The sequence below is a fragment of the Streptomyces sp. yr375 genome, assembly GCF_900110755.1.
Taxonomy (GTDB): domain Bacteria; phylum Actinomycetota; class Actinomycetes; order Streptomycetales; family Streptomycetaceae; genus Streptomyces.
In genome coordinates this window covers 12,982-34,936 of record NZ_FOFF01000055.1, presented here as the reverse complement: position 1 = coordinate 34,936, position 21,955 = coordinate 12,982, and the positions used below count along the sequence as shown (strand labels likewise).

The following is a 21,955-nucleotide window of genomic DNA, read 5'->3' as shown; positions in this document are numbered from 1 at the left end:
CCTGCGCGGCGACGCCGAAGCACCGCCGCGCAGACGCGCTGCCACCCCACGAACCACACCCAGTACGGGACTTCGCGGGGGCCCGCGCCGGACGCCGGCCCCCTCAGCTCACCGGATCACCACCACAGCGGGCTGAAGGCGACGGCCACATTGCTGTTGCCCTGGTTGAGCGCCGTGTACGCGGAACCGTTGACCTGCGCGGTATTGCTCTGGTTCGAGGCACCCGAGCCGACCGCATTCTGCTGCGTGGTGGCCGAGTTGCCGCTGTTGTCGTGCCCGACACCGCTGCCGACGATGCTCGAGACACCCGCGTTCGATCCGTCGTCCGCGAAGCCGCCGTTGTCCGCCGCCGCGACGCCGGTGAACAGGGCGGCTGCCAGCGGGAGGGCGGAGACGGCGGCGATGACGCGGGCGGTACGGATGCTTGCCATGTTGTTCCTCCAGAACATTCTGAACATGAAGTACGGCTTGCACCAAGGCAGTTGGCCGACCGCCCCGGCGTTTTCGTGCTCGACGTCGCAAGATCAGAGTTGCCCACGAATCCCCGGCGAACCACCCCGGAAGCCATGATTAGCACGCAAGCGTGATGACAAGTCGATAAACCCCTAGCGCCACTTTTCCTGCCCGTGCCCCCATAACCCCCGGCAACTCGGACACCAGCCCCTCAGCCCCCACAAGAGACGAACCGTTCCAGCACTTTCCCGGCCCCGACGACCCCCGGGCGCGTCGCACCCCCACCCCCCTTCCCCTTTTCGAACACATGTACGACCATAGATACATGGCCACCACCGACCCACACCGGTACCGCCACCCCCGACAGGCCACCGCACTGACCCTCGCCCACGCCCTGTCAGCCGCCGAACACGGCCTGTCGGTCATTCCGCTGTCCCGAACCAAACTCCCGGCCCTACGCTCCCCTCACCACGACGACGACCGGAAACGGGCGGGGCTGGGGCCGGTGGGGCCGGCGGGGGTGCCCTGCCACGGCGAGTGCGGCCGCTTCGGCCACGGTGTGTACGACGCCTCCGCCGACCCGGCCCGCGTCCGCGAGCTGTTCGCCGCCGCGCCCTGGGCCACCGGCTACGGCATCGCCTGCGGCCTGCCCCCGCACCACCTCATCGGCGTCGACCTGGACACCAAGTCGGACACGGACTCCACGGCCGCCCTGCGCGAACTCGCCCTGCGCCACCACTTCACGATCCCGCCCACGATCGTCGTCCGCACCCCGTCCGGCGGCCGCCACCTCTGGCTCACCGGCCCGCCGGACGTCATCGTCCCCAACTCGGCCGGCCGCCTCGCCCCCGGCATCGACATCCGAGGCGCCGGCGGCTACCTGGTCGGCCCCGGCTCCCACACCACCCACGGCACGTATGCCACGACCCCCGGCACCGCCCACCTCACCCCGGCCCCCTGCCCCCACGCCCTCCTCCGCCTCTTGCTCCCACCGCACCGCCCCTACCCCGCACCGCGTGACGCAACCAGGGCGGCCGGGGCACGCGGCCGGGGCCTGCTCCAGTTCGTCCTGGCCGCCCACGAGGGCCAGCGCAACACCCGCCTGTTCTGGGCAGCCTGCCGCGCCTACGAGGCCGGAATCGGCCCGGAACTCACCGAGCACCTGATCGAAGCGGCCACACGAACAGGCCTGACGGCCCAAGAGGCCCGAGCGACGATCACGTCGGCGGCCCGCATGCCCCGAGACCACGGCGCACCTGGGACCACCTAGGACGAAGCCCCGCCCAATCACAGGGTGCCGACGGAAACCCAACCCGCCCAGGTGGCCCCACGACAACGACCCCCGACCGATTACCTGGTCAGGGGCCGTTCATCTGCGGTGCGGTGGGTGTGGGATTTGAACCCACGGTGACATCGCTGCCACGACGGTTTTCAAGACCGTCCGGTTTCACACGGCCAGATGGTCCCTGACCTGCGACTTCAGCCTTCTATGGCGCACCCTGTGGGCCATGTTGGCCAGAGGATGGCCACAAAGGTGGCGACACGCGTGTCACGCGCCCTTGTTGAGGGTGCTCCCGGCACGGGCGGGAACGAGACGACTCGTGAAGCCACGGGACACAAGCCGCTCGTACGCTCGTGTCACATCGGCGGGCACGTCTTGCGGGATCATGAAGCCCTGCGCCGGGTAGATCAACAGACGTTGCAGCGACCCCACAAGCATGTCGATCACAAGGCGCGCGTCCTGAATCGAATCGACGTATTCGGGGAGTGGCATCGGGGTGGAAGCGCTGACGAACTTCACCCCGGGCCACAGCTTCCGGGCGGTGGCATAGGACCGCCGTTCCTCGTACGGCTTGCTGATCAGCAGCACCGAGGACACCTCGATCCCGCGCTCTTCGAGTAGCGAGCGGGACAGGGTGATGTTCTGCCCTGTGTTGCGCGCGTGAGGCTCCACAAGGACGGCGTCCCCCGGGACTCCCAGCTCGATCGCACGGTCCCGGTAGTGCTCGGCCTCACCGCGCGGCATGCGTTCCTGCGTGGTCTTGCTGGTCGCTCCCGTGAACACGATCAACGGCATCATGCCGCGCCGAAACAGGTCCGCCGTCGTGTCGGCCACTCCCAGATCATGGCTTCCCAGCCCGATGCCGACGGAGCACGGACGCGGTTCGTGGTGCATCCGTTGGTAGTCCCAACAAAGTTGGGCGTCCTCCCAGTCGCGTACGGAGATCACGTCAGACCTTTCTTGCCGTTGACCTGCTGGCCAGCGGAATCGGGAACGTCGAACTCGTACTCCCACGCGAAGCGGGAGGCCGCATGAACGCCGACCGCGAACTCAACCACGGTGCCATCTGCCGTGTATGTCGTCCGATGCAGTTCGACAACGGGTTCACCGGCGGGAAGCTGTAGGAGTTTCACCTCGTCGGCCGTCGGCACGCGCGCGAACAGCGCCTCTTTCATGTGGTCGATCTCGTAACCGGCGTCGTAGAGGACGCGGTACCCGCCACCCCGGCCGGCGGGCCCCGGCGTGGGATCGACGATGCGGGTTCCCTCTACGTGTTCGGGACGGTAGTAGCTGGTCAGGGTATGGGTCGGCTGCGTCCCTTCCTTCACCAGCCGGGCCCGTGCGTACACGCCGGACCCAACCGGGACGCCAAGCCCTTCGGCTACGAGGGCGGTCGCTTCGGCGCGGCTCACCGTCTGCGTCTGCTCGTCCCGCTTGTACGCCCGCCCCGACGCCACACGGTCAGCGATGAACGCGACCTCATCGCCGTCGCGCCACTTCGCCTTGTCGTAGCGGGCGATTCCGAGCCGCTTGAGGGGAGTACGCGCGCGCACGACCGTGCCGTGCCCGCGCGACGACGTCACGAGCCCTTCGGCTTCAAGTGCCTTGTAGGCCTGATGGACCGTGGACTTCGAGCCTTCCCCTGCCTCCACAAGCTCTCTGATCTGGGGCAACTGAGCCCCGGGCTTGCGCTCGCCGCTCTTGATCTCCTGCGCGATCCGATCCGCTAGTTCGCGCCACTTGGGTGCCACAGCCGAACTCCCTTCGATGCGATCCAGTGAAACACAGTCCCAGGACTGTTGACAGTCCTGGGACTGTGCGCCATTGTCTTCATCAGCAGCTCGCAGTCCTAGGACAGCGAGTTCGGAGGGTCCTCTTTGGGGTGCTCTGAAGCAAGGGCGGCAACGCTGCAAGACCGCCCGCTAAGGCCCAGGTGAAACAGGGTTTCGGCCCGTACTGGGGAGGTGGCCCGGCGACCGCGAGCAACGGCCGGAGTGTGGGGACTTGGTCCCCCTTGCAGTGATATTCCGTGCCCCTTCGACCTGGGAGTTCCGATGTTTCAACGAACCCTGTGGGTACCGCCGTGATGGACCGGCCGGCGGTACCCGTGCGACACCCGAGCCAGTGAGCGGAACGCACACGCTCACGGCCGAACCGGTCCCCCCCTTCCTGCCATCGCAGCGGCTAGCGCTGCGGCCGGTTGCCTCCCCCGCCCGTCCGACCCGCGCTCCCTGCGCTGGCCGTACGGACGGGGTGGCAGGGAGCCGGAAGCCCTGTCTCCAACGGCGCGCACCCCCGGAGTTCCCGCTCCGGGGGTGCTGTTCGGGCCGTTCACCCTGTGAGAGGAACCACGACCCTATGAACCCCATCGTGACTGTTCAGGACGCTGTTACGGCGTTCGCCGACTGGATTGAGCCGACGGACACCGAGTTGGACGCGATCGAGCTGGAGTACCCCGTCATCCTGGCGGAGGTCGACCTGCTGGACGCGCAGATCACGGCCATGGACCGCCCCGCGAACGAGCTCGACGCCCGCCGCATCCGCCGGGCCCGGAACAAGGTGCTGGCGGCCCGGCGGGACCTGGCCAACGGCCCGGCCGCCGTGATGCTGCCCGGCGGTGCCGCATGAGCACCCCGACGCAGAAGCTGACGGCCGCGCACGCCGAGGTGAAGGCGGAGATCGCGCGGACGGACAACAAGACGGGCCTGTTGCTGGCGTTCGTCGGCGCGGTCCTGGCCGGCGCGTGGACCGTCGCCCGCTCCCTGCCCCTGAACGTCCCCGCGTACATCGCGGGCGGTCTGGGCGTGGGACTGCTGATCGGGGCGGCGGGTCTGCTGCTGCGGTCGGTGCGTCCGAACCTGCGCGGCCGGCACGGCTTCCCGCTGTGGGCCACCCTCACCCCGGAAGAGATCACCACCACCGTCAACGGCGGTGACCTCGCCGCCGACGTCGCCGGACTGTCCCGCTTGGCGGTCGCGAAGTTCACCAGCCTGCGCCGCGCGGTCGACCTCACCTACGCCGGCGGCGCACTGCTCATCCTCGCCGCCCTCCTCACGGCAGGGGGCGCGGCATGAGTGTGCGCACGCATACGGCGGTCCTGTCCGTGTCGCCCGCGACCGGCACGTGGCGGGTGTTCGTGACGGTGCCGAAGACCGTCGGCCCGTGGCCCGAGCACGTGATCGGCACCCGGCAGATCCCGGTGCCCGCCGCCCGCACGGCGGCTCTCGCCCTGCTGGGTTACGAGGGCGTCGAGGGTGCCGAGTGGCAGTGGTGCGAAGACACCACCGACCACGGCGGGCCGGTTCGTCTGCTCGCCGGCCTCGCGGTGCGGGAGCGGGCGGGGGGTGTGGCATGAGCGCCAAGACTTGGTGGTCCGGCGTGGTGCGGGCCAAGACCGTGTTGCCCGCTGTCGCGATGACGGCGGTGTCCATGGTGCTGACCCTGGCCGTGGTCGTGATGTGGCTCGGGGACTCGATGCCCAAGGGCGTCGCCCTGGTCGTCGGCCTCGGTCTGGACGGCGGCTGGCTGGCCACCCTCGCCTACGAACGCCGCTTGGCCGCGCAGGGCGACCACAACTGGTGGGTGACCGGGGTCGGCTGGGGCTTCGGTGCCGCCGCGACCGGCGTCCTGGTCGCCCACGCGGTGGGGGAGGACTCCCCCGGCGCATGGCTGGCCGTGGCCTGGCTGCCGATCGCGGCGAAGGCGTTGTGGCTGGTGCACGGGCTGTGGGAGCGCACCGCGCTCACCGCGTCCGCTCTCGGAGCGATCCGGGGCATCCAGCAGGAAGCCCGCGACGAAGCCGCCGTGGCCCGTGCCCGGCTGAGGGCGCGGGCCGCGACCGAGGAGACCCGGCTGACGGCCGTGACGGGGGCCGGGGCACGCGTCGCACGCGTACAGGCCAAGACCGCCGCGACCCTCGCCGAAGCGTGGTCGACGCTGGAGGCGGCGCGGCAGGGTGCGGACACGGGCAGGGCGCTGACCAGCGTGACGACCCGCGTCACACCCGGCGTCACACCCGGCGTCACACCCTGCTGGGAGCTCCCCGTCTGGGGTCCCGTGGAGGCGGTCCCGGCCCTCGCCCTCGTGCCGCCGCCCGTGCTCACCGACGACGAGTTGGACGCGTTGGTCGACGAGATCCGGCACAGCGAGACGCCCGCCCTGTCCTACCGCGAGATGGCCGCCCGCTTCCGCGCGGCGGGCCACTCCGCGTCCGAGGGCCGCCTGCGCGACGCCTGGAAGCGCGTCGCGTGACCCGGGCTCCCCGCTCCCACTCCGACCGCTCCGACGTCCTGAGGAGTACCTGACCATGGGCAAGCCCGACACCCGCCGCCTGGACCGCGAGATCCAGCAAGCGACCCGCAAGCTCGACGCGGTCCGCAACCAGGAGATGTGGCCCCTGACCGGTGCCGAACGCCGCGCCGTGATCGGCGCGATGGCCGGCGGCTCCTACCGCGTCGCCCGGGGCAAGAGCCCCGGCCGCGCCGAACGGAAGCTCGACACGATGTGGGAGTCGGTCCAGACCCGGCTGATCGCCGAGATCACCGCGTTGCAGATGGAGCGGCAGCGGATCGTGAACGAGGCCGCCGCCGCCAAGGCCGCCAAGAAGTCGACGGGGTGGTGGTGAGCATGCCCGCGACGCCCACGCCCCCGGGCCAGTGCCCGCAGTGCTGGCAGCACGCCTACGACCGGCGCATCCACCGCAAGCTCGGGCCCCGGGAGGACTGCCCGCCCTGCGTGGACCACATGCTCAACGGCTGCCCCTACCTCGTGCCCAAGAAGAAGTCGAGCTGGTGGTGACACCCGCCCCCGCTCCGTGAACCACCCGCCGGGACGGCCGCCCCCGCCGTCCCGGCCCCTCACCCTTCTGCCTGCCCTTGCCTGCCCCCGCCGTGGGGTGCTGAGGAGACTTCCGCATGTCCGAGAACGTCGTTCGCCTGCACAAGGACACCGACCCGCCCGCCGAACCGGCCACCGCCACGGTGACCACGCTGACCGTGGTCCCCGACCCGGCACCGCCCGCCCCCGTGCCGTTGTGGGTGCGCTCCGGACGCGCCGTCAGGACGGCGCTCACGCACGAGACCACGAAGACCGTCGCCCGCACGGTCGCCCGCCACACCCTCTACGTAGTCGGCGGGGGCCGGATCGTGGCCCGCCGTACGTGGGACGGTCGTACCGCCGCCCGTTACGAGCGCTACATGCGTGCGGCGGAAGCCGCGGGGAACATGGAGGCGGCCGCCGAGTGGGAGGAGCGCGGGCAGCGTTTCCGCGAGGCCCGCCACCGCCGCCGCATGGACCTCCTCCACTCCCCGGTCGACGCCGCCAAGGGCGTGCTGGTCGGGACGGGGATGGGGATCGGATCGCTGGTCGCGCTCGGGGTCGTGCTCGCCATCGCGAACAAGGACGTCACCGACGTCGTCACCCCGGTCATGGCCGTCATCGAGTTCATCCGCCTGCTCATCACCATCGTGTCCGTGGTGTGGGGGCCGCTGGTCACCCTGGGCCCGTTCCTCGTCCTGCTCGCGCTGTGGGCGGTCGGTCAGCATCAGCAGGCCGCACCCGCATGGGCTCTTCCCGCCGCCGTCCGCAGCGGCGAGGGCGAGCCGATCACGCCCTCGATCGTGGTCAAGGCCCTGCGCGACCTGGGGGTGCCCGCGCTGCGCAACGCCATCAAGGAGATGGGCGACGCCGGCGCGTCGATGCTCTCGCCGATCGTGATCGCCGGATGTGGCGTCGAGGTCGACGTCACCCTCCCGTCTGGGGTGTCGACGAACGAGGTGCAGCAGCGCCGCCGCAAACTCGCCGAGAACCTGGCCCGGCACGAGCACGAAGTGTTCATCACCATCCCGACCGCCGCCCGCACGGTCCGGCTGTGGGTCGCCGACTCCGGAGCCCTGGACGAGCCGATCGGCCCGTCCCCGCTGGTCACCGACGACACCATGACCGCCGACTACGCCAAGGGCCGCGCCCCCTGGGGACAGGACCTGCGCGGCGACGCCGCAGCCCTCAGCCTCTACCAACGCCACCTGCTCATCACCGGGCTGTCGAACCAGGGCAAGACCGTCGCCCTGCGCTCGCTCGCCCTGTGGGTCGCGCTCGACCGGTCGGTGCAGTTCCTGATGGGCGACCTCAAGGGCGTCGGCGACTGGGCCATGTTCGACGGACTCGCCTCGACCCTGATCCAGGGGCCGACGGACGAGCACGTCATGCAGGTCACCGAGATGGTCGAGGGCGCGGTCGAGGAGATGAACCGCCGGATCCAGGCCCCGCCCGGCACTACGTTCGCGCCGCTGATCGTGGTGGTCGACGAGGCCCAGGTGGCGTTCATGTGCCCGGCCGTCGACGAGGACAAGCGGCCCTACGGCGGATCCAAGGCCACCTCCCGCTACTTCATGGCCGTCCGCAAGATCCACAACCAGGGCCGGGCCGTCAACGTCCTGATGTGGCAGGGCACCCAGGACCCCACCGACCAGAACCTCCCCAAGCTCGTCCGCGAAGGTGCCCACACCCGGGCGTCGCTCGCGCTGGGCACCGAACAGCAGGCCCGGATGGCTTTGGGGGACAAAGCCGTCGACGGCGGGGCCGCACCGAACATGCTCCGCCCCGGCCTGGACAAGGGAACGCTGGTCGTCGCCTCCGACGGCATCAAGATCCCCGCCGGACAGGCGTCCATCACCGTGCGCACGCACTACATCGACGACGACGCCGCCAAGGCCATCACCGCCCGGGCCAAGGCCCTGCGCGACGGCGTCACCACCCTCCACGCCATCGACCGGAGCGAAGACCGCGACCCCCTCGCCGACATCGCCGCCGTCCTCGGAGACGCCCCCCGCGTCCTCACCGCCGACGTCCTCAAGCGCCTCGCGCTCCTCAACGAGGACGCCTACGGCGGCTGGACCAACAGCGACCTCAAGCGCGTCCTGGACGACGCGGGGGCTGAGCCCTACAAGTCCGACGGCCGCATGCACGTCGGCCGCGACCGCGTCCTGCGCGCCCTTGCCAACCGCGACGGCAACGGCGACGGCGAGGGTTCCGCTTCCGCCGCCTGAGGCAGGGAAGCGACCCCCTTCCGGGTCAGGGAGGCAGGGAGAACTCCCTCACCCCCTCCCTGACCCGCCTCCCTCGCTCTGACCTGCACGAATGATCGTCCAGGGAGGCAGGGAAGCGCACAGGTCAACACCCTTGAAACCCCCTCTAGAAGCCTTCCCGAAGGGGGCGTCTCCACCTCCCTGGCCTGTTGCCGGGAGGGATTCCGCATAGCCCTCGCATCCACCCGCGCGCCCTCGAAGGAGGACTCATGCGCCGCTCCGACCCGCCCGGAATCATCGCCCCTCACATCCCCGCCGACGCCTACCACCGCGCCCAGGCCACCGGCCAGCCCATCGTGATCGTCGTCCACACCACCGACCACCACGACCGCCCCCTCAGCGCGTACCTGTACCCGCTCGCCGTCGCCACGGCCGGCGCGATCGGGGTGTTCGCCACCGTCGCCGCGCTCCTCGCGCTGCTCGACTTCGCCGTCCACACCGCCCTCGCCATCGCCGCCGCCACCAGCCCCCTCAGCATCGGCGGCATCACCCTCAAGCTCTTCGACTCCAAACGCTGAAAGGAACTGCCGTGTTCGAGATCCGGATCATCTGCGACTACGCCGACGTCGACCGCCTGACCAACACCCTGAGCGGCACATTCATCACCGGGCGGGCCGTCGTCCGTCCCGCCCGCGACGGCAAGCGTGCCCGCGTCTACCTCGACGCCGAACAGCGCGAGATCTGGCCCGACCCCGAGCAGGCCTACACCGGCGCGCCGAACGTGCGCAGCGAGCTGACGTGGCTGTCCGAGCGTGAGCCGCACGAGCGCGACCGCGTGTGGTGGCTGCGCCGCGCCGCCGCCACCGACCGCATGGCCTGCGGACTGTCCCCCGACGGCATCGCCACCGAGGAACAGGCCCTCAACGTGGCATGCCGCCTGATGAGCCTCGACCGCGCGGCCCTCGTCTGCGCCCCCCGCGCCTACACCCGCCAGCAGTACGCCCACTGGATCGCCGACCAGCAGTAGCTACGCCAAGGGCGACCCCCCTCTCGCCAAAGAACCGGGGCCGCCCTTGTCCACCTGCCACGAACTGACCTGTGGAGGTCTCCCAGCATGACCCAACTCACCCTCTTCCGGCGAGTGCGCGACCGACGGCCGCGCCTGCTGGATCTGTTCTCGTGCGCCGGCGGGGCCGCCATGGGCTACCACCGCTCGGGGTTCGAAGTGGACGGCTGCGACGTCGCCGACCGCCCGAACTACCCCTTCCCCTGCCACCACGGCGACGCCCTCGCCCACCTCGCCACCCTGATCACGTCCGGCGAGATCGAGCGGTACTCGTTCGTCCACGCCTCCCCGCCGTGCCAGCACGGATGCGCGCTCACCGTCGGCACCAACGCCTCGCAAGGGTGGGGCCGCACCCACGTCGACCTGGTCGCCCCGACACGCGCGCTGCTCGACCGGACCGGCCTGCCGTACGTGATCGAGCAGCCCAACGGCCGCGCGATGATCCGCAAAGACCTCACCCTGTGCGGCGAGATGTTCGGTCTCGGGGTCATCCGGCACCGCAACTTCGAGCTGGGCGGCTGGACGATCGAGCGGCCGACGCACGTCCCGCACCGTGGACGGGTGCGCGGATGGCGGCACGGCCGTTTCCACGACGGGCCGTACGTCGCCGCGTACGGCAACGGCGGCGGCAAACCGACCGTCCCCGAACTCCAGACCGCCATGGGCATCACGTGGACCGACGTGCGCGAGGAACTCACCGAAGCGATCCCGCCCGCCTACACCGAGCACATCGGCCGTCAGTTCCTCGCGCTGGAAGGGAGGGCAGCCGCATGACCGCGACACCCACGCTCCTGCGCACGGCGCTGGCGCTGGCGGCGGCGGGCGTGCCGGTGCTGCCGCTACGAGCGGGCAAGCTCCCGTTCGGCAACTGCCGTACCTGCAAGGCAAGTTACTGCGGGGACCGGCCGAACATGAAGAACCCCGGCCCCTGCCACTGCCCCGACGTCTGCCACGCATGGGCCGCAGCCACCACCGACACCCGCATCCTCACCTCCCCGCTCTGGGAGGCGGCATGGCGACGGGCCGAAGCCGTCGCCTACCACCCCGGCGGTGCCGGGGTGACCGTGGTCGACCTCGACACCCCCGCCGCCGTCGCATGGGCCAGAGAGACCCTGCCCGCGACCCGGACCGTGCCCACCACGCGCGGCGAACACTGGCTCTACCAGGGCGTGATGCGGTCGGCAAACGGCGTCCGGCCCGGGGTCGACGTCAAGTCGCTCATGCAGTACGCCCGCTGGCTCGGACCCGGCACCGGCCGCATGACCGCACTGCCGCCCGCCGTGCGCGCCCTGGTCGTGAAGGAAGACGCCACCCCCGCCCCGGCAGGCTTGGCCTCTTCTCCCGTCCCGGCCCGCGCCCCATGGAGCCGCAGCGTGGCCACCGGCTGCCGACACACCGAACGCTACGTCCGCACCGGACTCGAACGCGGCCTCACCCTCGTATCCGCCCGCACCGAATCCGGCGCAGGCTCACAAGCCTTCGGCGTCGCCCGCTTCCTCGCCGCCCAGCACGCCCAGTGCCCCGGCCCGTGCGCGCTCGACGCGATCGGGGAGGAGATCGTGACCGCCGCCGTCGCCGTCGGGGTTCCGGAGGACTACGCCCGCCGCGCGGTCGCCAACGGCCTCCAGACGCCCTCAGGGCGTGCGGCATGAACAAACCATCGCCTAATCCCGCAAATGACCCTCAGGACGCCGTGCAGGGCGCGCAGGGGGTGAGCGTGGGCGTGCTGAAAGTCGCCGCCCGTCAGGGCGTCCGTAATGCCCTTCGCTCCAACCCGCCGCAGGGCGACGGCCGTTACCCCGTCGCATGGCTGGAGATCCGCCCCCCGCGCAGGTCCGGAGGCACGCCCACGGCGACCTCGCAGTGCCTGTGCGGCTGGGACCGAAGCGCCGTCGGCCACACCCGCGTACTCGCCCTGATCGAGGCACACACCGCCCACCGAGACGCCTGCCCGCTGCGCCACCCCCAGGAAGGCAGGGCCGCCGCGTGATGGACGCCCGCACCACCGACAGCGAGGAACTGCCCGCGCCGTCCAACCCGTTGGCCGTCGCCCGCCGTCTCCTGCCGGACTGGCAGACCGAGGACGGACAGCTCGTGTGCCGGCGCTGGCGCGCATCCTGGATGCGCTGGACCGGTACCTGTTGGCGCGAGCTGGACGAAGCTCAGATCCGCGCCGCCATGTACACACGCCTTGAGCACACCGTGTACAGCGCTCCCGGCAAGGACGGGCAACCGGAACAGCGGGAGTGGGCACCGACGAAGCAGAAGATCAGCAACCTTCTGGACGCGCTCGGGGCCATCACCCTGCTGCCCACCGACACCGACGCCCCCACCTGGCTCGACACCGACGGCCAGGGCGAGGACGACGGAGGGCCGATCGTGGCGTGCGAAAACGGCCTGCTGAGGATCCGGGACCGCGCGCTTCTCCCTCATGGGCCAGGGTTCTTCAACCTCGTGTCCGTGCCCTTCGCCTACGACCCCACCGCCACCGCACCGACGTGGGAACGCTTCCTGGCCCAGCTCTGGCCCGACGACCCCGACAGCATCCAGGCACTTCAGGAGTGGTTCGGCTACGTGCTGTCCGGCCGGACCGACCAGCAGAAGATCCTGCTGATCGTCGGACCGTCCCGCTCGGGCAAGGGCACCATCGCCCGCGTCCTCAAAGAGCTGGTCGGCAAGGAGAATCTCGCCGGCCCCACCCTTGCCGGACTCGGCACCAACTTCGGCCTCGCCACCCTGGTCGGCAAGCCGCTCGCGGTCATCTCCGACGCCCGTCTGTCCGGCAACGACAGCAGCCAAGTCGTCGAACGGCTCCTGACCATCTCCGGTGAGGACACCATCGACGTCGACCGCAAGTACCGCGAGCAGTGGACCGGTCGACTGCCCACCCGGCTGATGCTGCTGTCCAACGAACTGCCGCACTTCGGCGACTCTTCCGGGGTCATCGCCAAACGGTTCGTGCTGCTCAACATGCGGGTGTCGTGGCTGGGCAAGGAAGACACCTCCCTCACCGACCGCCTCGCGGCCGAGATGCCCGGCATCCTCAACTGGGCCCTCGACGGACTCGCCCGTCTCCAGCGCACCGGCCGGATCACGGAACCGAAGTCCAGCCGCGAAGCGGTCACCACCATGCAGGACACCGCCTCCCCCACCAGCGCGTTCGTCCGAGAACGCTGCACCACCGGACCCACGTGCAGCGTGCCCGTGGACACCTTGTGGAACGTCTGGCGCGAGTGGGCCGAGGACAACGGCGTCCGCCCCGGCACCAAGCAAGTGTTCGGCCGCAACCTGCTCTCCGTCGTCCCCCCGCTCAACCGCACCCGCCCCCGCGACGCCTACAACCGGCAGGTGGCCACCTACACCGGAATCACGGTGAACGCGTCCGAACCACATCTGCCTGAGTCGTGACTCATCGCGACTCAAGCCCCCACCAACCCGCTCTGAGTCGCGATGAGTCACGACTCAGAGCAATGTGTTCAGAACCCCATCACCGCGCTACCCCCGCGCTGAGGAGTGCCATGTCTCGCCCCAAGCTGCTGAAACTCCCCGAGGTTCTCGAAGAGATCGACATGAGCCGTGCCGCCTTCTACCGCATGCGGGCACGTGGGAAGGCACCGAAGCTCATCAAGTTGCCCAACGGGCAGATCCGTTGCCGCCGTCACGACCTGGACACCTGGCTGAACGGCTGCCAGGACGCGGCCTGATCCCACCCCGCACACCACCCGAGGGGCCCGCCGTCCGGTGGGCCCCTCGGTATGAGGAGAGCACTTGAAGACCTACAACGTGCGGATCTGGGGCATCCGGAAGCGCGCCAGCAAGTCGGCCCCCTTCCAACTCCGTTGGCTGGTCAACGGAGAGGTGTTCCAGGAACCGTTCACGACTCGGACGCTGGCTGACGCGCGACGGGCCCAACTGCTCACCGCGACCAAGAACGGCGAGCCGTTCGACGTGGCCACCGGGGTACCGATCGCAGAGATGCGTGAGGCGTCCTCGCCTACCTGGTACGAGCACGCATGCGCGTACGCCGTGATGAAGTGGCCGGGGGCGGCGGGCAAGCACCGCGCGAGCGTGGCCGAGACGTTGTCGGCGGTGACGGCGCACCTGGTCTCGACTCAGCGAGGCGTACCTGACCGTGTTGTACTCCGGCGCGCGCTCCGGACGTACGCCTTCCAATGCCGGATCGATCCGGAGAGCGGCGAGCCTGTCTCCCGCAAGGACAGTGAGGAACTGCCGCGAGAGGTCGAGACCGCGCTCGACTGGGTGGCGTCGCACTCATTGAAGATGGTCGACGTAGCGGAGTCCGACGTACTGCGCGGCGTCCTGCGCGTCCTGTCCAAGAGGCTGAACGGTGACCCGGCCGCCGACAACACGGTGCGGCGCAAGCACTCGGTGCTGAGCAACTCGTTCAAGTACGCCATCGAGCGCGACCTTCTGGCGGTCAACCCGCTGAAGCGAATCGACTGGACCCCGCCGGCCACCTCTGACGAGGTGGACTTCCAGTTCGTCCCCGGCCCTGCCCAGGTCGCAGAGCTGCTTGAGGCCGTACAAGAGACGGGTACCCGAGGGGGCCACCTCCACGGGTTCTTCGCGTGCATGTACTACGCCGCGATGCGTCCCTCGGAGGTCGCCAACCTGAAGCGGTCCGCCTGCAAGTTGCCTGATCAGGGGTGGGGCGAGCTGGTGTTGTCCAAGAGCCGCCCCGAGGTCGGGAGCGGATGGACCGACGACGGCAAGCCCTACGAGGAACGGGGCCTGAAGAGGCGGGCCCGCAATGCGACGCGCCCCGTCCCGATCCCCCCGGCGCTGGTCAGTCTGCTGCGGGCGCACCTGGACACGTACGGGACGGCACCGGACGGACGGCTTTTCCGGGGTATCCGGGGCGGACGGGTGCCGTCGACCGAGTACGCCGAAGTCTGGAAGGCGGCGCGCGAGCTGGCACTCAACGCCGAAGATCTGGAGACGCCCTATGCCGATGTGCCGTACTCACTGCGGCACGCGGGGGTCTCCCTGTGGATCAAAGCCGGGGTCGATCCGGTGGAGGTGGCGCGCCGTGCCGGGCACAGTCCGGCCGTCCTGTGGAAGTTCTACGCGAAGATCCTGCGCGGCCACCAAGACGCATCCAACAGCATGATTGACGCCGCCTTGGCCGACGAGACGGACGCCTGAGCGGCGCGGCCAGTGGCCACAGGTTGGCCACACGCGCTGATCAACGCCGGGATACCGGCGAGTCAGGGTGAGACAAGGTGAACGCAGAAGGGGTGTCTCCCCTGGGAGACACCCCTTCTGACCAGCACGTTCACTGACCTGGCGGTGGGTGTGGGATTTGAACCCACGGTGACATCGCTGCCACGACGGTTTTCAAGACCGTTCCCTTAGGCCGCTCGGGCAACCCACCTGCGCCCCGGCCCACCTGGGGTGGAGCGGGTACAGCGTACCGGGCGCGGGCGCTGCTCGGGGGGCGTGGCCCACACGGGGACCACTGGCCTGTCTCCGTGTGCCGTCGTTGTTGGCGGAGTTGGCCTGGCCTCTGCCGTGATGAGGGCGCGTGGCTGCGAGCGGCAACCCCAGGGCCATGGACTCGGGATGTTCATGTCACAAATCGGTGACAGCGTTGTCTTAGAGCGAGGGGCGAGGCAGCCGTTCGGGTTCTGGACGCCTCATAGTGATCGAATACGCGCTGAGGTACCGACCCCTCAGGCCCAACCAACCGAGCTCTCAGGGGATTTGACGCATGATCCGCAACCGTCGCAAGGCCTTCCTCGTCTCCGCCGCGTTCCTGGGAGGGACGCTGCTGATGACGGCGTGCAGCCAGGGCGACGACGCCGCCGACAGTTCCTCCGGCAAGGCCGACGCGTCCGCTACGGCGAGCCAGTCCGGTGCCCCCGCGGATGTCAGCGCCAGCACCAGCACCAGTGCCACCCCCGCGTCCACCCCGGTCTCCGGTTCCGGGGGCACGTCCGGCGGTGGCAGCACTCCCGCCTCCGGGAGCACGTCCGGCGGCAGTGGCTCGGCCGGTTCCGGGAGCACGTCCGACGCCGGCAAGACCGCCGTCGAGGGCCTCGACAAGGGCAAGGGTGTCAGCGGCACCTGGTACGGCATCGTGCGGTACGTGGCGCCCGGCAAGTACCTGGTCGACGGTCCCGCGTCCCAGGGCTCCGGCGGTGAGCAGCAGGCCTTCTACCTCGCCGAGGACACCGTGATCCTGGGCGGCGGCCAGATCTGCGGCACCGCCGGCTCGAAGGTGGACGCCCCGTGCGAGGAGGCCGACCTGGAGAAGGCCGCCAAGAAGGGTGTGGAGGCCGAGGTCGTCGTCAAGAACGGCATCGCCACCAAGATCACCGACGGTGCGATTCGCTAGTCCCGTACTGCGCGACGAGCAGAGGCGGTCTGCCGGAAGCCACGCTTCCGGCAGGCCGCCTCACTTCGAGCACGAGTGGCGTCGGACCGAGGGTCAGCTATCGCCCTTGCGGGAGGCGAGGGTGAGGTCGACGGTGTGGGACTTGCCGCCGCGCTCGTAGGTGATCGTGACCTTGTCGCCGGGCTTGTGGGTCCAGATCTCGCCGATGAGGGTCCGGCCGCTGTCGATCACCATGTCGTCGAGCTTGGTGATGACGTCGCCGGGCTTGAGGCCGGCCTGGTCGGCGGGGCCGCCCGACTCGATCGGGGAGGCGCTGCCCGAGACCGGCTCGGTGATCTTCGCGCCGCCCGTCGTGTCCTCCAGCGAGACGGACGCGCCGATCTTGGCGTACACCGGCTGACCGGTCTTGATCAGTTGCTGGGCGACGTACTTGGCCTGGTTGATCGGGATGGCGAAGCCGAGGCCGATCGAGCCGGACTGGCTGGTGCCGCCCAGGCCTCCGCCGCCGGTGGACTGGATCGCGGAGTTGATGCCGATGACGTTGCCCGAGGCGTCCAGCAGCGGGCCGCCGGAGTTGCCCGGGTTGATCGAGGCGTCCGTCTGCAGGGCGCTCATGTAGGAGGACGTGCTGCTCGTACCGTCGGAGGAGGCCACCGGGCGGTTCTTGGCGCTGATGATGCCCGTCGTCACCGTGTTGGACAGGCCGAAGGGCGCGCCGATCGCGATCGTCGAGTCGCCGACCGCGACCTTGTCGGAGTCGCCGAGGGTGAGGGGCTTCAGGTCCGAGGGGGCGTTCTTGAGCTTGATGACGGCGACGTCGTAGCCCTGGGCGTGGCCGACGACCTCGGCGTCGTACTTCTTGCCGTCCGGGAAGGTGGCCGTCACCTTGCCGCCGTCGACCGCGTCCGCGACGACGTGGTTGTTGGTGATGATGTGGCCCTGGGTGTCGAAGACGAAGCCGGTGCCGGTGCCGCCCTCGCCGTTGCTGGACTCGGCCTCGATGGTGACCGTGCTGGGCAGCGCCTTGGCGGCGACCCCGGCGACCGTGCCCGGGTCGCGCTTGACCGCGCCGCCGCTGGTGGAGGCGGTGACGGTCGTCGAGCCGTTGTTGTCGTCGTTCTTGGCGAGGGTGTAGCCGAGGCCGCCGCCCAGACCGCCCGCGACCAGCGCGGCGATCAGGATCGCGGCGACCAGGCCGCCGCGGCCACCGCCGGACTTGGGCGCGGGCTGCTGGTAGGCGGCCCCCCAGACGGTCCCGCTCCCACTCCCACTCCCGTCGGAACCGCCCGCCCCGCCCGCCCCGCCCGCCGCGAAGTCCGCGTGGCCGGCGGTGCCGTACACGTGCGTGCCCGCGCCCGGGTCGGCGTACAGCGGTGTGGCCGGGGGCTGGTTCGGCCAGTCGTCCACGGGGGCGGCCGGGGAGCCCTGCGGCGGCGAGGAGGGCGGCTGCGCGGCGGTCGGCGGCGGCCAGTCGCCGTCGACCGGGGCCGCCGGTGCTCCCTGGGGCACGGTGGGCGGCGGCCAGCCGCTCTCGGGCGCGCCCGCCGCGGCGGCCTGGGCGGCTTCCGACGCCTGCGGGGAGGCCGAGGGAGACTCCACCGGCACGGGGGGTGCGGACGGGGCCGGGGGTACCTGAGTGCCCTCGCTCTTGCCCTCGTTCTCGGTGCTCACAGCTCTTCTCCTCGATCCACGGCTGTTGTCGTCGGTCGCACTTTGTCGCACGCCTTGTCATCTTGTCGTCGACCCGGCGCGCTGAAGCTGTGCAGGGTGCAGGGGTGCAGGTGCATTTGCATTTTCTGTACGTCCCAGCTTTTCCCACAGGCCGTCAGAGCACCATAAGCGGTGGCTGTGGGTCCACGGCCATTCCTTATATGGGTCATTACGCACAATAAGTGCGCATCCTCGAAACATCTCAGGGGGTTCTCAGACGACCCGGCGCCGGTGGCACGATGACGCGGTGACCCACGCACGGCAGCACCATATTCAAGTCGTCGCTCACCGCGGGGCCTCCGAGGAGGCTCCCGAGCACACTCTGGCCGCGTACAAGAAGGCGATCGAGGACGGTGCGGACGCCCTCGAGTGCGACGTACGACTGACCGCCGACGGCCACCTCGTCTGTGTACACGACCGTCGCGTCAACCGTACGTCCAACGGCCGCGGGGCCGTCTCCGCCCTGGAACTCGCCGATCTCGCGACGCTGGACTTCGGCTCCTGGAAGACCCGGGAGGCACGCGAGGCCTGGCACGCGCGCGTGGAGGATCCCGACTGGGAGGTGCGGCCCGAGGACCGCGCGGAGACCTCCGTACTGACCCTGGAACGGCTGCTGGAGCTCGTCTCCGACGCGGGACGCCGGGTGGAGCTGGCGATCGAGACCAAGCATCCGACGCGCTGGGCCGGACAGGTGGAGGAGCGGCTGCTCGTGCTCCTGAAGCGGTTCGGGCTGGACGCGCCCGCCTCGGCGGCCGAGTCCCCGGTGCGGATCATGAGCTTCTCGGCCCGCTCGCTGCATCGCGTGCGTGCCGCCGCGCCCACGATGCCGACGGTCTACCTGATGCAGTTCGTCTCACCCCGGCTGCGCGACGGACGGCTGCCCGCGGGGGTGGAGATCGCCGGCCCCTCGATCCGGATCGTGCGCAACCACCCGGCGTACATCGAGCGCCTGAAGCGGGCCGGTCACCGGGTGCACGTGTGGACCGTGAACGAACCGGAGGACGTCGACCTCTGCGTCGAGCTGGGCGTCGACGCCATCATCACCAACCGCCCGCGCGCGGTGCTGCGACAACTGGGCCGGCCCCTCTAGAGACGGCCCCAGGAGCCGATGCCTAGGGCATCCCCCTTAAGACCGTCCGTGGAGGCGGTGCCTGGACCGTCCCAACAACACCTCAAGTCTCACGCGTACCTCTTGACCCCCACAGTGCGGCCACAGCATCCTCCAATCTCGGCCACACCGGCACAATCAAGCCACTCGCTGACAAGCCCCTCACAGGGAGTGCACCGGCGCGTTCGGTCCGTGTTCGACGATTCCGAATGCGTCACGGCACCCGCGTTGGCCGGTTTCCGGTACAGGCCAATGGGGCATCCACACCGTGGCGTGGGGCGAAGGAGGTCTCGGGGGTGGCGTTGGTGGTGGCACAGGAGGTGCCCGCGTCGTCGAGCATGGCCGTATCCCATGGCCCTGCGGGCGTGGGGCATGCGAGACACCGGATGCGTGATCAGTTGCGCAGCGGCGGAGTGTCGGAATCGGTCATCGACGACGCCGTACTGATCCTTTCCGAACTTTTGAGCAATGCGTGCAAGCACGGCAGGCCCTTGGGCGACGCTCTCGTCGGGGACGGCGACGTCCGGGCTGCGTGGCGGGTCGATCCGAGCGGCCGGCTGGTGGTCGAGGTGACCGACGGCGGTGGCCCGACCCGTCCGGCACCGGCCACGCCCTCCGTCACCGCGCACGGCGGCCGCGGGCTCAACATCATCACGGCGCTGGCCGCCGACTGGGGCGTGCGGGACGACGCCCGCGGCGAGGTCACGGTGTGGGTCGTCGTCCACGCGGACGTGTACGACCCCGACGCCGGCTGTCGCCGCGACGACTTCGCGTCCCGGGTCGCGGCCCCGTCGGTGGCGTCGATGCCCGGCCTGGACTTCGCGGACGCGTTCGACGACCTGGACTAGACCCGGACTGGATCTGGACCGGGCACGCACCGGGCATGCACCGGGCCTGGAGCAGACCGTGACCGGGCCTGGACCGGGCATCGGCTGGGCCGCCGGCCGGACCCGGGTTGTCCACAGGTTCCGGTGACGGAGCGTGCGAACGGCTAGGCTCCCGCCCGTACCAGACGAGCCGTACCCGGGAGACAGCCAGATGGCCAAGAAGCGACCCCAGACGAAGGCCGGACGGCCGCAGCTCACCGATGGCGAGGTCCCGGTCGTCGGCGCGCGGGAGCCCTGCCCGTGCGGCAGTGGCCGCCGCTACAAGGCCTGCCACGGCCGGGCCGCCGCGCATGCCGCGACCGAGCTGGTGCAGCGCCCCTTCGAGGGCCTGCCGGGCGAGGGCGACTGGGTGGCGCTGCGTGAGCTGGTGCCCGCCGCCACGGTCGAACTGCACCTGAAGTCGGGCCTGCCCGAGGGCGTCCCGTCCGTCACACTCGCCACGGTGCTGCCGATGGCCTGGCCCGCCCTGCGCCGCGACGACGGCTCGGTGCTTCTCGGCCTGCAGAACGACACGCCGTCCGGCGACATCAGCCGCGACCTGGCGGACACCCTGCGTCGGGCCCTGGAGGCGGAGCCCGGCACCCCGGTGCAGGCCCGCCGCGCCCCCGCCGACGGTCCGCGGATGCAGGATCTACTCGATCCCGAAGGCGCGTTCGAGCCAGTTGTGCACAGCGGCTTCGAGTTCTGGGTGCCGGACCCGCAGAACGCCGCGCCCGAGGTGGCCGCCTCCCTGGAGCGGGCCAACGCGGCGGCGATCCCGACCGTGAAGCTGACCGGTGTGGACGCCGCGTACTGGTGTGAGACGCCGGACAAGAACCACCTGCGCTGGGTCATGCCGTACCCGGAGGAGCAGCTTCTGGACGCCCTCGCGCGACTGCACGTGGCGGGCGGTTCGAGCCTCGGCGAGGGCACGCGGCTGGTGGGTTCCTTCCGGGCGCACGGCCTGACGGTGCCCGTCTGGGACCTGCCGTCCGCGGTCACCGCGGACGACGTGGAGAAGCCGGCCGCCGAGTTCGCCGAGCGCCTCGCCACCGCCCTGGCCTCGGACGAAGCGCTCACGGCCGACGAGCGGCGCGCGCGTGGCGGCCTGACGAACCGACAGGTCACGCTGAGCTGACGCACAGGGTCCGCACCCGGCCGCACTGACCGACCGGTCAGTACTCCGGGCACCGGCGGTCCGCGTGACTCCGCTCACAACTGCCGTCTGCGCAAGGCGAGTCGACGCCAGAAGCGTCGATTCGCCGGTGTCCGGAAAGCCGATGGAAACAGGAGATCGAATTTGCGTAGCGCCGATCTCTTGTTACCGTTCGAGTAGCCCGGTTGCTGGTGCATCCCCCGTCGCCAGCAACCGGGCCTCTCTGTGCGCGGCTCCGTTCACGCGGTGCGCGGGCACGTCAACTGCCCGTGTCCGCCCGGGAGTTGCTCCCGGAGCGCAGCAGCAGCGGCCCGTCGTCGGTCGCTCGGGCAAACTCCGCGACCGCCGTGTACGCCGCCAGCTCCCCCCGGGTCCGCTCGTGGGGCGTCTCGCAGGATTCCGGCTCGTCCTCGGCGCCCACCACGCAGCTCGTCCGCACCGTGCGCCCCGCGGGCCCCATGAGGCTCAGGAAGGCGTCTACGGCGCGTCCGGTGGCGTTGCGGTAGTAGGTGCGCGCCCAGGTGTCCTCGCCCTGGGACAGCACACAGGTCTGCGCCTCCACACCGTCCGGCGAGGTGAGCTCGGGGCCGCAGCGCGCGGCGGTCGCCGGCCCCAGCCCGAGCAGCAGCGGGGACCGGGAGGGGACGACGGGGGGCGCCTTGGGATCGGGGTCCGTGTCCGTATCGCCGTCGGCACGCGCGTCGGCCGCACCGTCGGCACGCGCGTCGGCGTAGTCGGTGAGTGGGGAGGCGTGCGGGGAGACGTGCGGGAAGGCGTGTGGGCCGGCCGCTCGGGTCGCCGTGCGGCCTTCGTCGCCGGCCGGCCCCGCGGACGCCATGGCCAGAGGCAGTGCAATCGCGCCTGCCACGGCGCCCCCGAGGGCGAGGAGACGAAGGTTCATGTAGCGGAAGATAGAGGGCGAACCGGGGCG

The 21,955-nt window shown here is 70.5% G+C and carries 25 protein-coding genes and 2 tRNA genes; 20 read left to right on the top strand and 7 right to left on the bottom strand.

All coding sequences use genetic code 11. The annotated features are described in order from the left end of the window. Positions 1-116 precede the first annotated feature (116 nt). Positions 117-431: a hypothetical protein gene (locus BMZ82_RS34290; protein ID WP_093781312.1), complete on the bottom strand. Its 315-nt coding sequence runs from the start codon at positions 429-431 to the stop codon at positions 117-119. A 347-nt stretch (positions 432-778) separates the two neighbouring features. Here BMZ82_RS34290 and BMZ82_RS34285 point away from each other — a divergent pair, with 347 nt between their 5' ends. Next, a complete protein-coding gene (locus tag BMZ82_RS34285; RefSeq protein ID WP_093781311.1) occupies positions 779-1,723 on the top strand; it encodes a bifunctional DNA primase/polymerase in 945 nt (314 codons plus the stop codon). Between the two features lie 114 nt (positions 1,724-1,837). Here BMZ82_RS34285 and BMZ82_RS41055 read toward each other — a convergent pair. The 3 genes from BMZ82_RS41055 to BMZ82_RS34275 all read right to left on the bottom strand — a co-directional run bounded on the left by BMZ82_RS41055 (position 1,838) and on the right by BMZ82_RS34275 (position 3,486). After that, a tRNA-Ser gene (locus BMZ82_RS41055) sits at positions 1,838-1,926 on the bottom strand. 76 nt (positions 1,927-2,002) lie between these two features. Continuing rightward, complete coding sequence (locus tag BMZ82_RS34280) at positions 2,003-2,683, bottom strand: YdcF family protein (RefSeq protein ID WP_093781310.1); 681 nt, start codon at positions 2,681-2,683, stop codon at positions 2,003-2,005. Beyond that, entirely contained in the window at positions 2,680-3,486 is an 807-nt protein-coding gene (locus BMZ82_RS34275; protein WP_093781309.1) for a GntR family transcriptional regulator, read from the bottom strand. Before BMZ82_RS34275 ends, BMZ82_RS34280 begins: the two co-directional genes overlap by 4 nt. Positions 3,487-4,093: 607 nt before the next feature. Between BMZ82_RS34275 and BMZ82_RS34270 the strand changes: the two genes are divergently transcribed. The 15 genes from BMZ82_RS34270 (at position 4,094) to BMZ82_RS34200 (ending at position 14,992) form a co-directional block, all read left to right on the top strand. Then, positions 4,094-4,363 (top strand): DUF6284 family protein, encoded by a 270-nt coding sequence (locus BMZ82_RS34270; protein WP_093781308.1) that lies wholly within the window; start codon positions 4,094-4,096, stop codon positions 4,361-4,363. Then, positions 4,360-4,809 carry a Pycsar system effector family protein gene (locus BMZ82_RS34265; RefSeq protein WP_093781307.1) on the top strand — a complete coding sequence of 150 codons (450 nt, stop codon included), beginning with the start codon at positions 4,360-4,362 and terminating at the stop codon, positions 4,807-4,809. The genes BMZ82_RS34270 and BMZ82_RS34265 overlap by 4 nt, the downstream gene beginning before the upstream one ends. Continuing rightward, positions 4,806-5,090, top strand: a complete 285-nt coding sequence (locus tag BMZ82_RS34260; protein WP_093781306.1) for a DUF6303 family protein — start codon at positions 4,806-4,808, stop codon at positions 5,088-5,090. The genes BMZ82_RS34265 and BMZ82_RS34260 overlap by 4 nt, the downstream gene beginning before the upstream one ends. 26 nt (positions 5,091-5,116) lie before the next feature. Continuing rightward, positions 5,117-5,986: a protein spdB gene (locus tag BMZ82_RS34255; RefSeq protein WP_305729230.1), complete on the top strand. Its 870-nt coding sequence runs from the start codon at positions 5,117-5,119 to the stop codon at positions 5,984-5,986. A gap of 55 nt (positions 5,987-6,041) precedes the next feature. Then, entirely contained in the window at positions 6,042-6,359 is a 318-nt protein-coding gene (locus tag BMZ82_RS34250; RefSeq protein WP_093781304.1) for a hypothetical protein, read from the top strand. Between the two features lie 2 nt (positions 6,360-6,361). Then, on the top strand, positions 6,362-6,532 hold the full coding sequence (locus BMZ82_RS34245; RefSeq protein WP_177244797.1) for a pRL2-8: 171 nt from the start codon (positions 6,362-6,364) through the stop codon (positions 6,530-6,532). A 116-nt stretch (positions 6,533-6,648) separates the two neighbouring features. Further along, positions 6,649-8,781: an FtsK/SpoIIIE domain-containing protein gene (locus tag BMZ82_RS34240; RefSeq protein ID WP_093781303.1), complete on the top strand. Its 2,133-nt coding sequence runs from the start codon at positions 6,649-6,651 to the stop codon at positions 8,779-8,781. A gap of 248 nt (positions 8,782-9,029) precedes the next feature. Next, the gene (locus BMZ82_RS34235; protein WP_093781302.1) at positions 9,030-9,338 is read left to right on the top strand and encodes a hypothetical protein; all 309 of its coding nucleotides are present in this window, start codon (positions 9,030-9,032) and stop codon (positions 9,336-9,338) included. An 11-nt stretch (positions 9,339-9,349) separates the two neighbouring features. After that, positions 9,350-9,787, top strand: a complete 438-nt coding sequence (locus tag BMZ82_RS34230) for a hypothetical protein (RefSeq protein WP_093781301.1) — start codon at positions 9,350-9,352, stop codon at positions 9,785-9,787. 87 nt (positions 9,788-9,874) lie between these two features. After that, positions 9,875-10,600 (top strand): DNA cytosine methyltransferase, encoded by a 726-nt coding sequence (locus BMZ82_RS34225; protein WP_093781300.1) that lies wholly within the window; start codon positions 9,875-9,877, stop codon positions 10,598-10,600. After that, positions 10,597-11,478, top strand: coding sequence for a bifunctional DNA primase/polymerase (locus BMZ82_RS34220; protein ID WP_093781299.1), 882 nt, complete (start codon positions 10,597-10,599; stop codon positions 11,476-11,478). The genes BMZ82_RS34225 and BMZ82_RS34220 overlap by 4 nt, the downstream gene beginning before the upstream one ends. A 65-nt stretch (positions 11,479-11,543) precedes the next feature. Beyond that, on the top strand, positions 11,544-11,816 hold the full coding sequence (locus tag BMZ82_RS34215) for a hypothetical protein (RefSeq protein ID WP_143098962.1): 273 nt from the start codon (positions 11,544-11,546) through the stop codon (positions 11,814-11,816). Then, on the top strand, positions 11,816-13,234 hold the full coding sequence (locus BMZ82_RS34210) for a DNA primase family protein (protein WP_093781297.1): 1,419 nt from the start codon (positions 11,816-11,818) through the stop codon (positions 13,232-13,234). The genes BMZ82_RS34215 and BMZ82_RS34210 overlap by 1 nt, the downstream gene beginning before the upstream one ends. Before the next feature lie 110 nt (positions 13,235-13,344). Then, positions 13,345-13,530, top strand: coding sequence for a helix-turn-helix transcriptional regulator (locus BMZ82_RS34205; protein ID WP_093781296.1), 186 nt, complete (start codon positions 13,345-13,347; stop codon positions 13,528-13,530). 64 nt (positions 13,531-13,594) lie between these two features. Further along, positions 13,595-14,992, top strand: a complete 1,398-nt coding sequence (locus BMZ82_RS34200) for a tyrosine-type recombinase/integrase (RefSeq protein ID WP_093781295.1) — start codon at positions 13,595-13,597, stop codon at positions 14,990-14,992. 139 nt (positions 14,993-15,131) lie between these two features. Here BMZ82_RS34200 and BMZ82_RS34195 read toward each other — a convergent pair. Beyond that, positions 15,132-15,221: transfer RNA gene (locus BMZ82_RS34195), tRNA-Ser, on the bottom strand. Between the two features lie 336 nt (positions 15,222-15,557). On the opposite strand from BMZ82_RS34195, the gene BMZ82_RS34190 reads away from it, so the two are divergent. Then, complete coding sequence (locus BMZ82_RS34190) at positions 15,558-16,184, top strand: hypothetical protein (protein ID WP_093781294.1); 627 nt, start codon at positions 15,558-15,560, stop codon at positions 16,182-16,184. A 93-nt stretch (positions 16,185-16,277) separates the two neighbouring features. Here BMZ82_RS34190 and BMZ82_RS34185 read toward each other — a convergent pair whose 3' ends face one another. Beyond that, positions 16,278-17,855, bottom strand: a complete 1,578-nt coding sequence (locus tag BMZ82_RS34185) for a S1C family serine protease (RefSeq protein WP_093781293.1) — start codon at positions 17,853-17,855, stop codon at positions 16,278-16,280. A gap of 286 nt (positions 17,856-18,141) precedes the next feature. Between BMZ82_RS34185 and BMZ82_RS34180 the strand changes: the two genes are divergently transcribed. From BMZ82_RS34180 to BMZ82_RS34170, 3 genes are all read left to right on the top strand, one after another. Next, positions 18,142-18,984 (top strand): glycerophosphodiester phosphodiesterase, encoded by an 843-nt coding sequence (locus tag BMZ82_RS34180; RefSeq protein WP_093781292.1) that lies wholly within the window; start codon positions 18,142-18,144, stop codon positions 18,982-18,984. A gap of 227 nt (positions 18,985-19,211) precedes the next feature. Further along, the gene (locus BMZ82_RS34175; RefSeq protein ID WP_093781291.1) at positions 19,212-19,850 is read left to right on the top strand and encodes an ATP-binding protein; all 639 of its coding nucleotides are present in this window, start codon (positions 19,212-19,214) and stop codon (positions 19,848-19,850) included. A gap of 190 nt (positions 19,851-20,040) precedes the next feature. Then, a complete protein-coding gene (locus tag BMZ82_RS34170; protein WP_093781290.1) occupies positions 20,041-21,006 on the top strand; it encodes a DUF5926 family protein in 966 nt (321 codons plus the stop codon). Between the two features lie 277 nt (positions 21,007-21,283). Here BMZ82_RS34170 and BMZ82_RS34165 read toward each other — a convergent pair whose 3' ends face one another. Continuing rightward, positions 21,284-21,925: a hypothetical protein gene (locus tag BMZ82_RS34165; protein ID WP_093781289.1), complete on the bottom strand. Its 642-nt coding sequence runs from the start codon at positions 21,923-21,925 to the stop codon at positions 21,284-21,286. Between the last annotated feature and the right edge of the window lie 30 nt (positions 21,926-21,955).

What these genes read in the sequence shown, in the direction of transcription:
- BMZ82_RS34290 (WP_093781312.1), bottom strand. Translation starts at nt 431, where the DNA reads ATGGCAAGCATCCGTACCGCCCGCGTCATCGCCGCCGTCTCCGCCCTC.
- BMZ82_RS34285 (WP_093781311.1), top strand. Translation starts at nt 779, where the DNA reads ATGGCCACCACCGACCCACACCGGTACCGCCACCCCCGACAGGCCACC.
- BMZ82_RS34270 (WP_093781308.1), top strand. Translation starts at nt 4,094, where the DNA reads ATGAACCCCATCGTGACTGTTCAGGACGCTGTTACGGCGTTCGCCGAC.
- BMZ82_RS34265 (WP_093781307.1), top strand. Translation starts at nt 4,360, where the DNA reads ATGAGCACCCCGACGCAGAAGCTGACGGCCGCGCACGCCGAGGTGAAG.
- BMZ82_RS34260 (WP_093781306.1), top strand. Translation starts at nt 4,806, where the DNA reads ATGAGTGTGCGCACGCATACGGCGGTCCTGTCCGTGTCGCCCGCGACC.
- BMZ82_RS34250 (WP_093781304.1), top strand. Translation starts at nt 6,042, where the DNA reads ATGGGCAAGCCCGACACCCGCCGCCTGGACCGCGAGATCCAGCAAGCG.
- BMZ82_RS34245 (WP_177244797.1), top strand. Translation starts at nt 6,362, where the DNA reads ATGCCCGCGACGCCCACGCCCCCGGGCCAGTGCCCGCAGTGCTGGCAG.
- BMZ82_RS34240 (WP_093781303.1), top strand. Translation starts at nt 6,649, where the DNA reads ATGTCCGAGAACGTCGTTCGCCTGCACAAGGACACCGACCCGCCCGCC.
- BMZ82_RS34235 (WP_093781302.1), top strand. Translation starts at nt 9,030, where the DNA reads ATGCGCCGCTCCGACCCGCCCGGAATCATCGCCCCTCACATCCCCGCC.
- BMZ82_RS34225 (WP_093781300.1), top strand. Translation starts at nt 9,875, where the DNA reads ATGACCCAACTCACCCTCTTCCGGCGAGTGCGCGACCGACGGCCGCGC.
- BMZ82_RS34220 (WP_093781299.1), top strand. Translation starts at nt 10,597, where the DNA reads ATGACCGCGACACCCACGCTCCTGCGCACGGCGCTGGCGCTGGCGGCG.
- BMZ82_RS34210 (WP_093781297.1), top strand. Translation starts at nt 11,816, where the DNA reads ATGGACGCCCGCACCACCGACAGCGAGGAACTGCCCGCGCCGTCCAAC.
- BMZ82_RS34205 (WP_093781296.1), top strand. Translation starts at nt 13,345, where the DNA reads ATGTCTCGCCCCAAGCTGCTGAAACTCCCCGAGGTTCTCGAAGAGATC.
- BMZ82_RS34190 (WP_093781294.1), top strand. Translation starts at nt 15,558, where the DNA reads ATGATCCGCAACCGTCGCAAGGCCTTCCTCGTCTCCGCCGCGTTCCTG.
- BMZ82_RS34175 (WP_093781291.1), top strand. Translation starts at nt 19,212, where the DNA reads ATGCGTCACGGCACCCGCGTTGGCCGGTTTCCGGTACAGGCCAATGGG.
- BMZ82_RS34170 (WP_093781290.1), top strand. Translation starts at nt 20,041, where the DNA reads ATGGCCAAGAAGCGACCCCAGACGAAGGCCGGACGGCCGCAGCTCACC.
- BMZ82_RS34165 (WP_093781289.1), bottom strand. Translation starts at nt 21,925, where the DNA reads ATGAACCTTCGTCTCCTCGCCCTCGGGGGCGCCGTGGCAGGCGCGATT.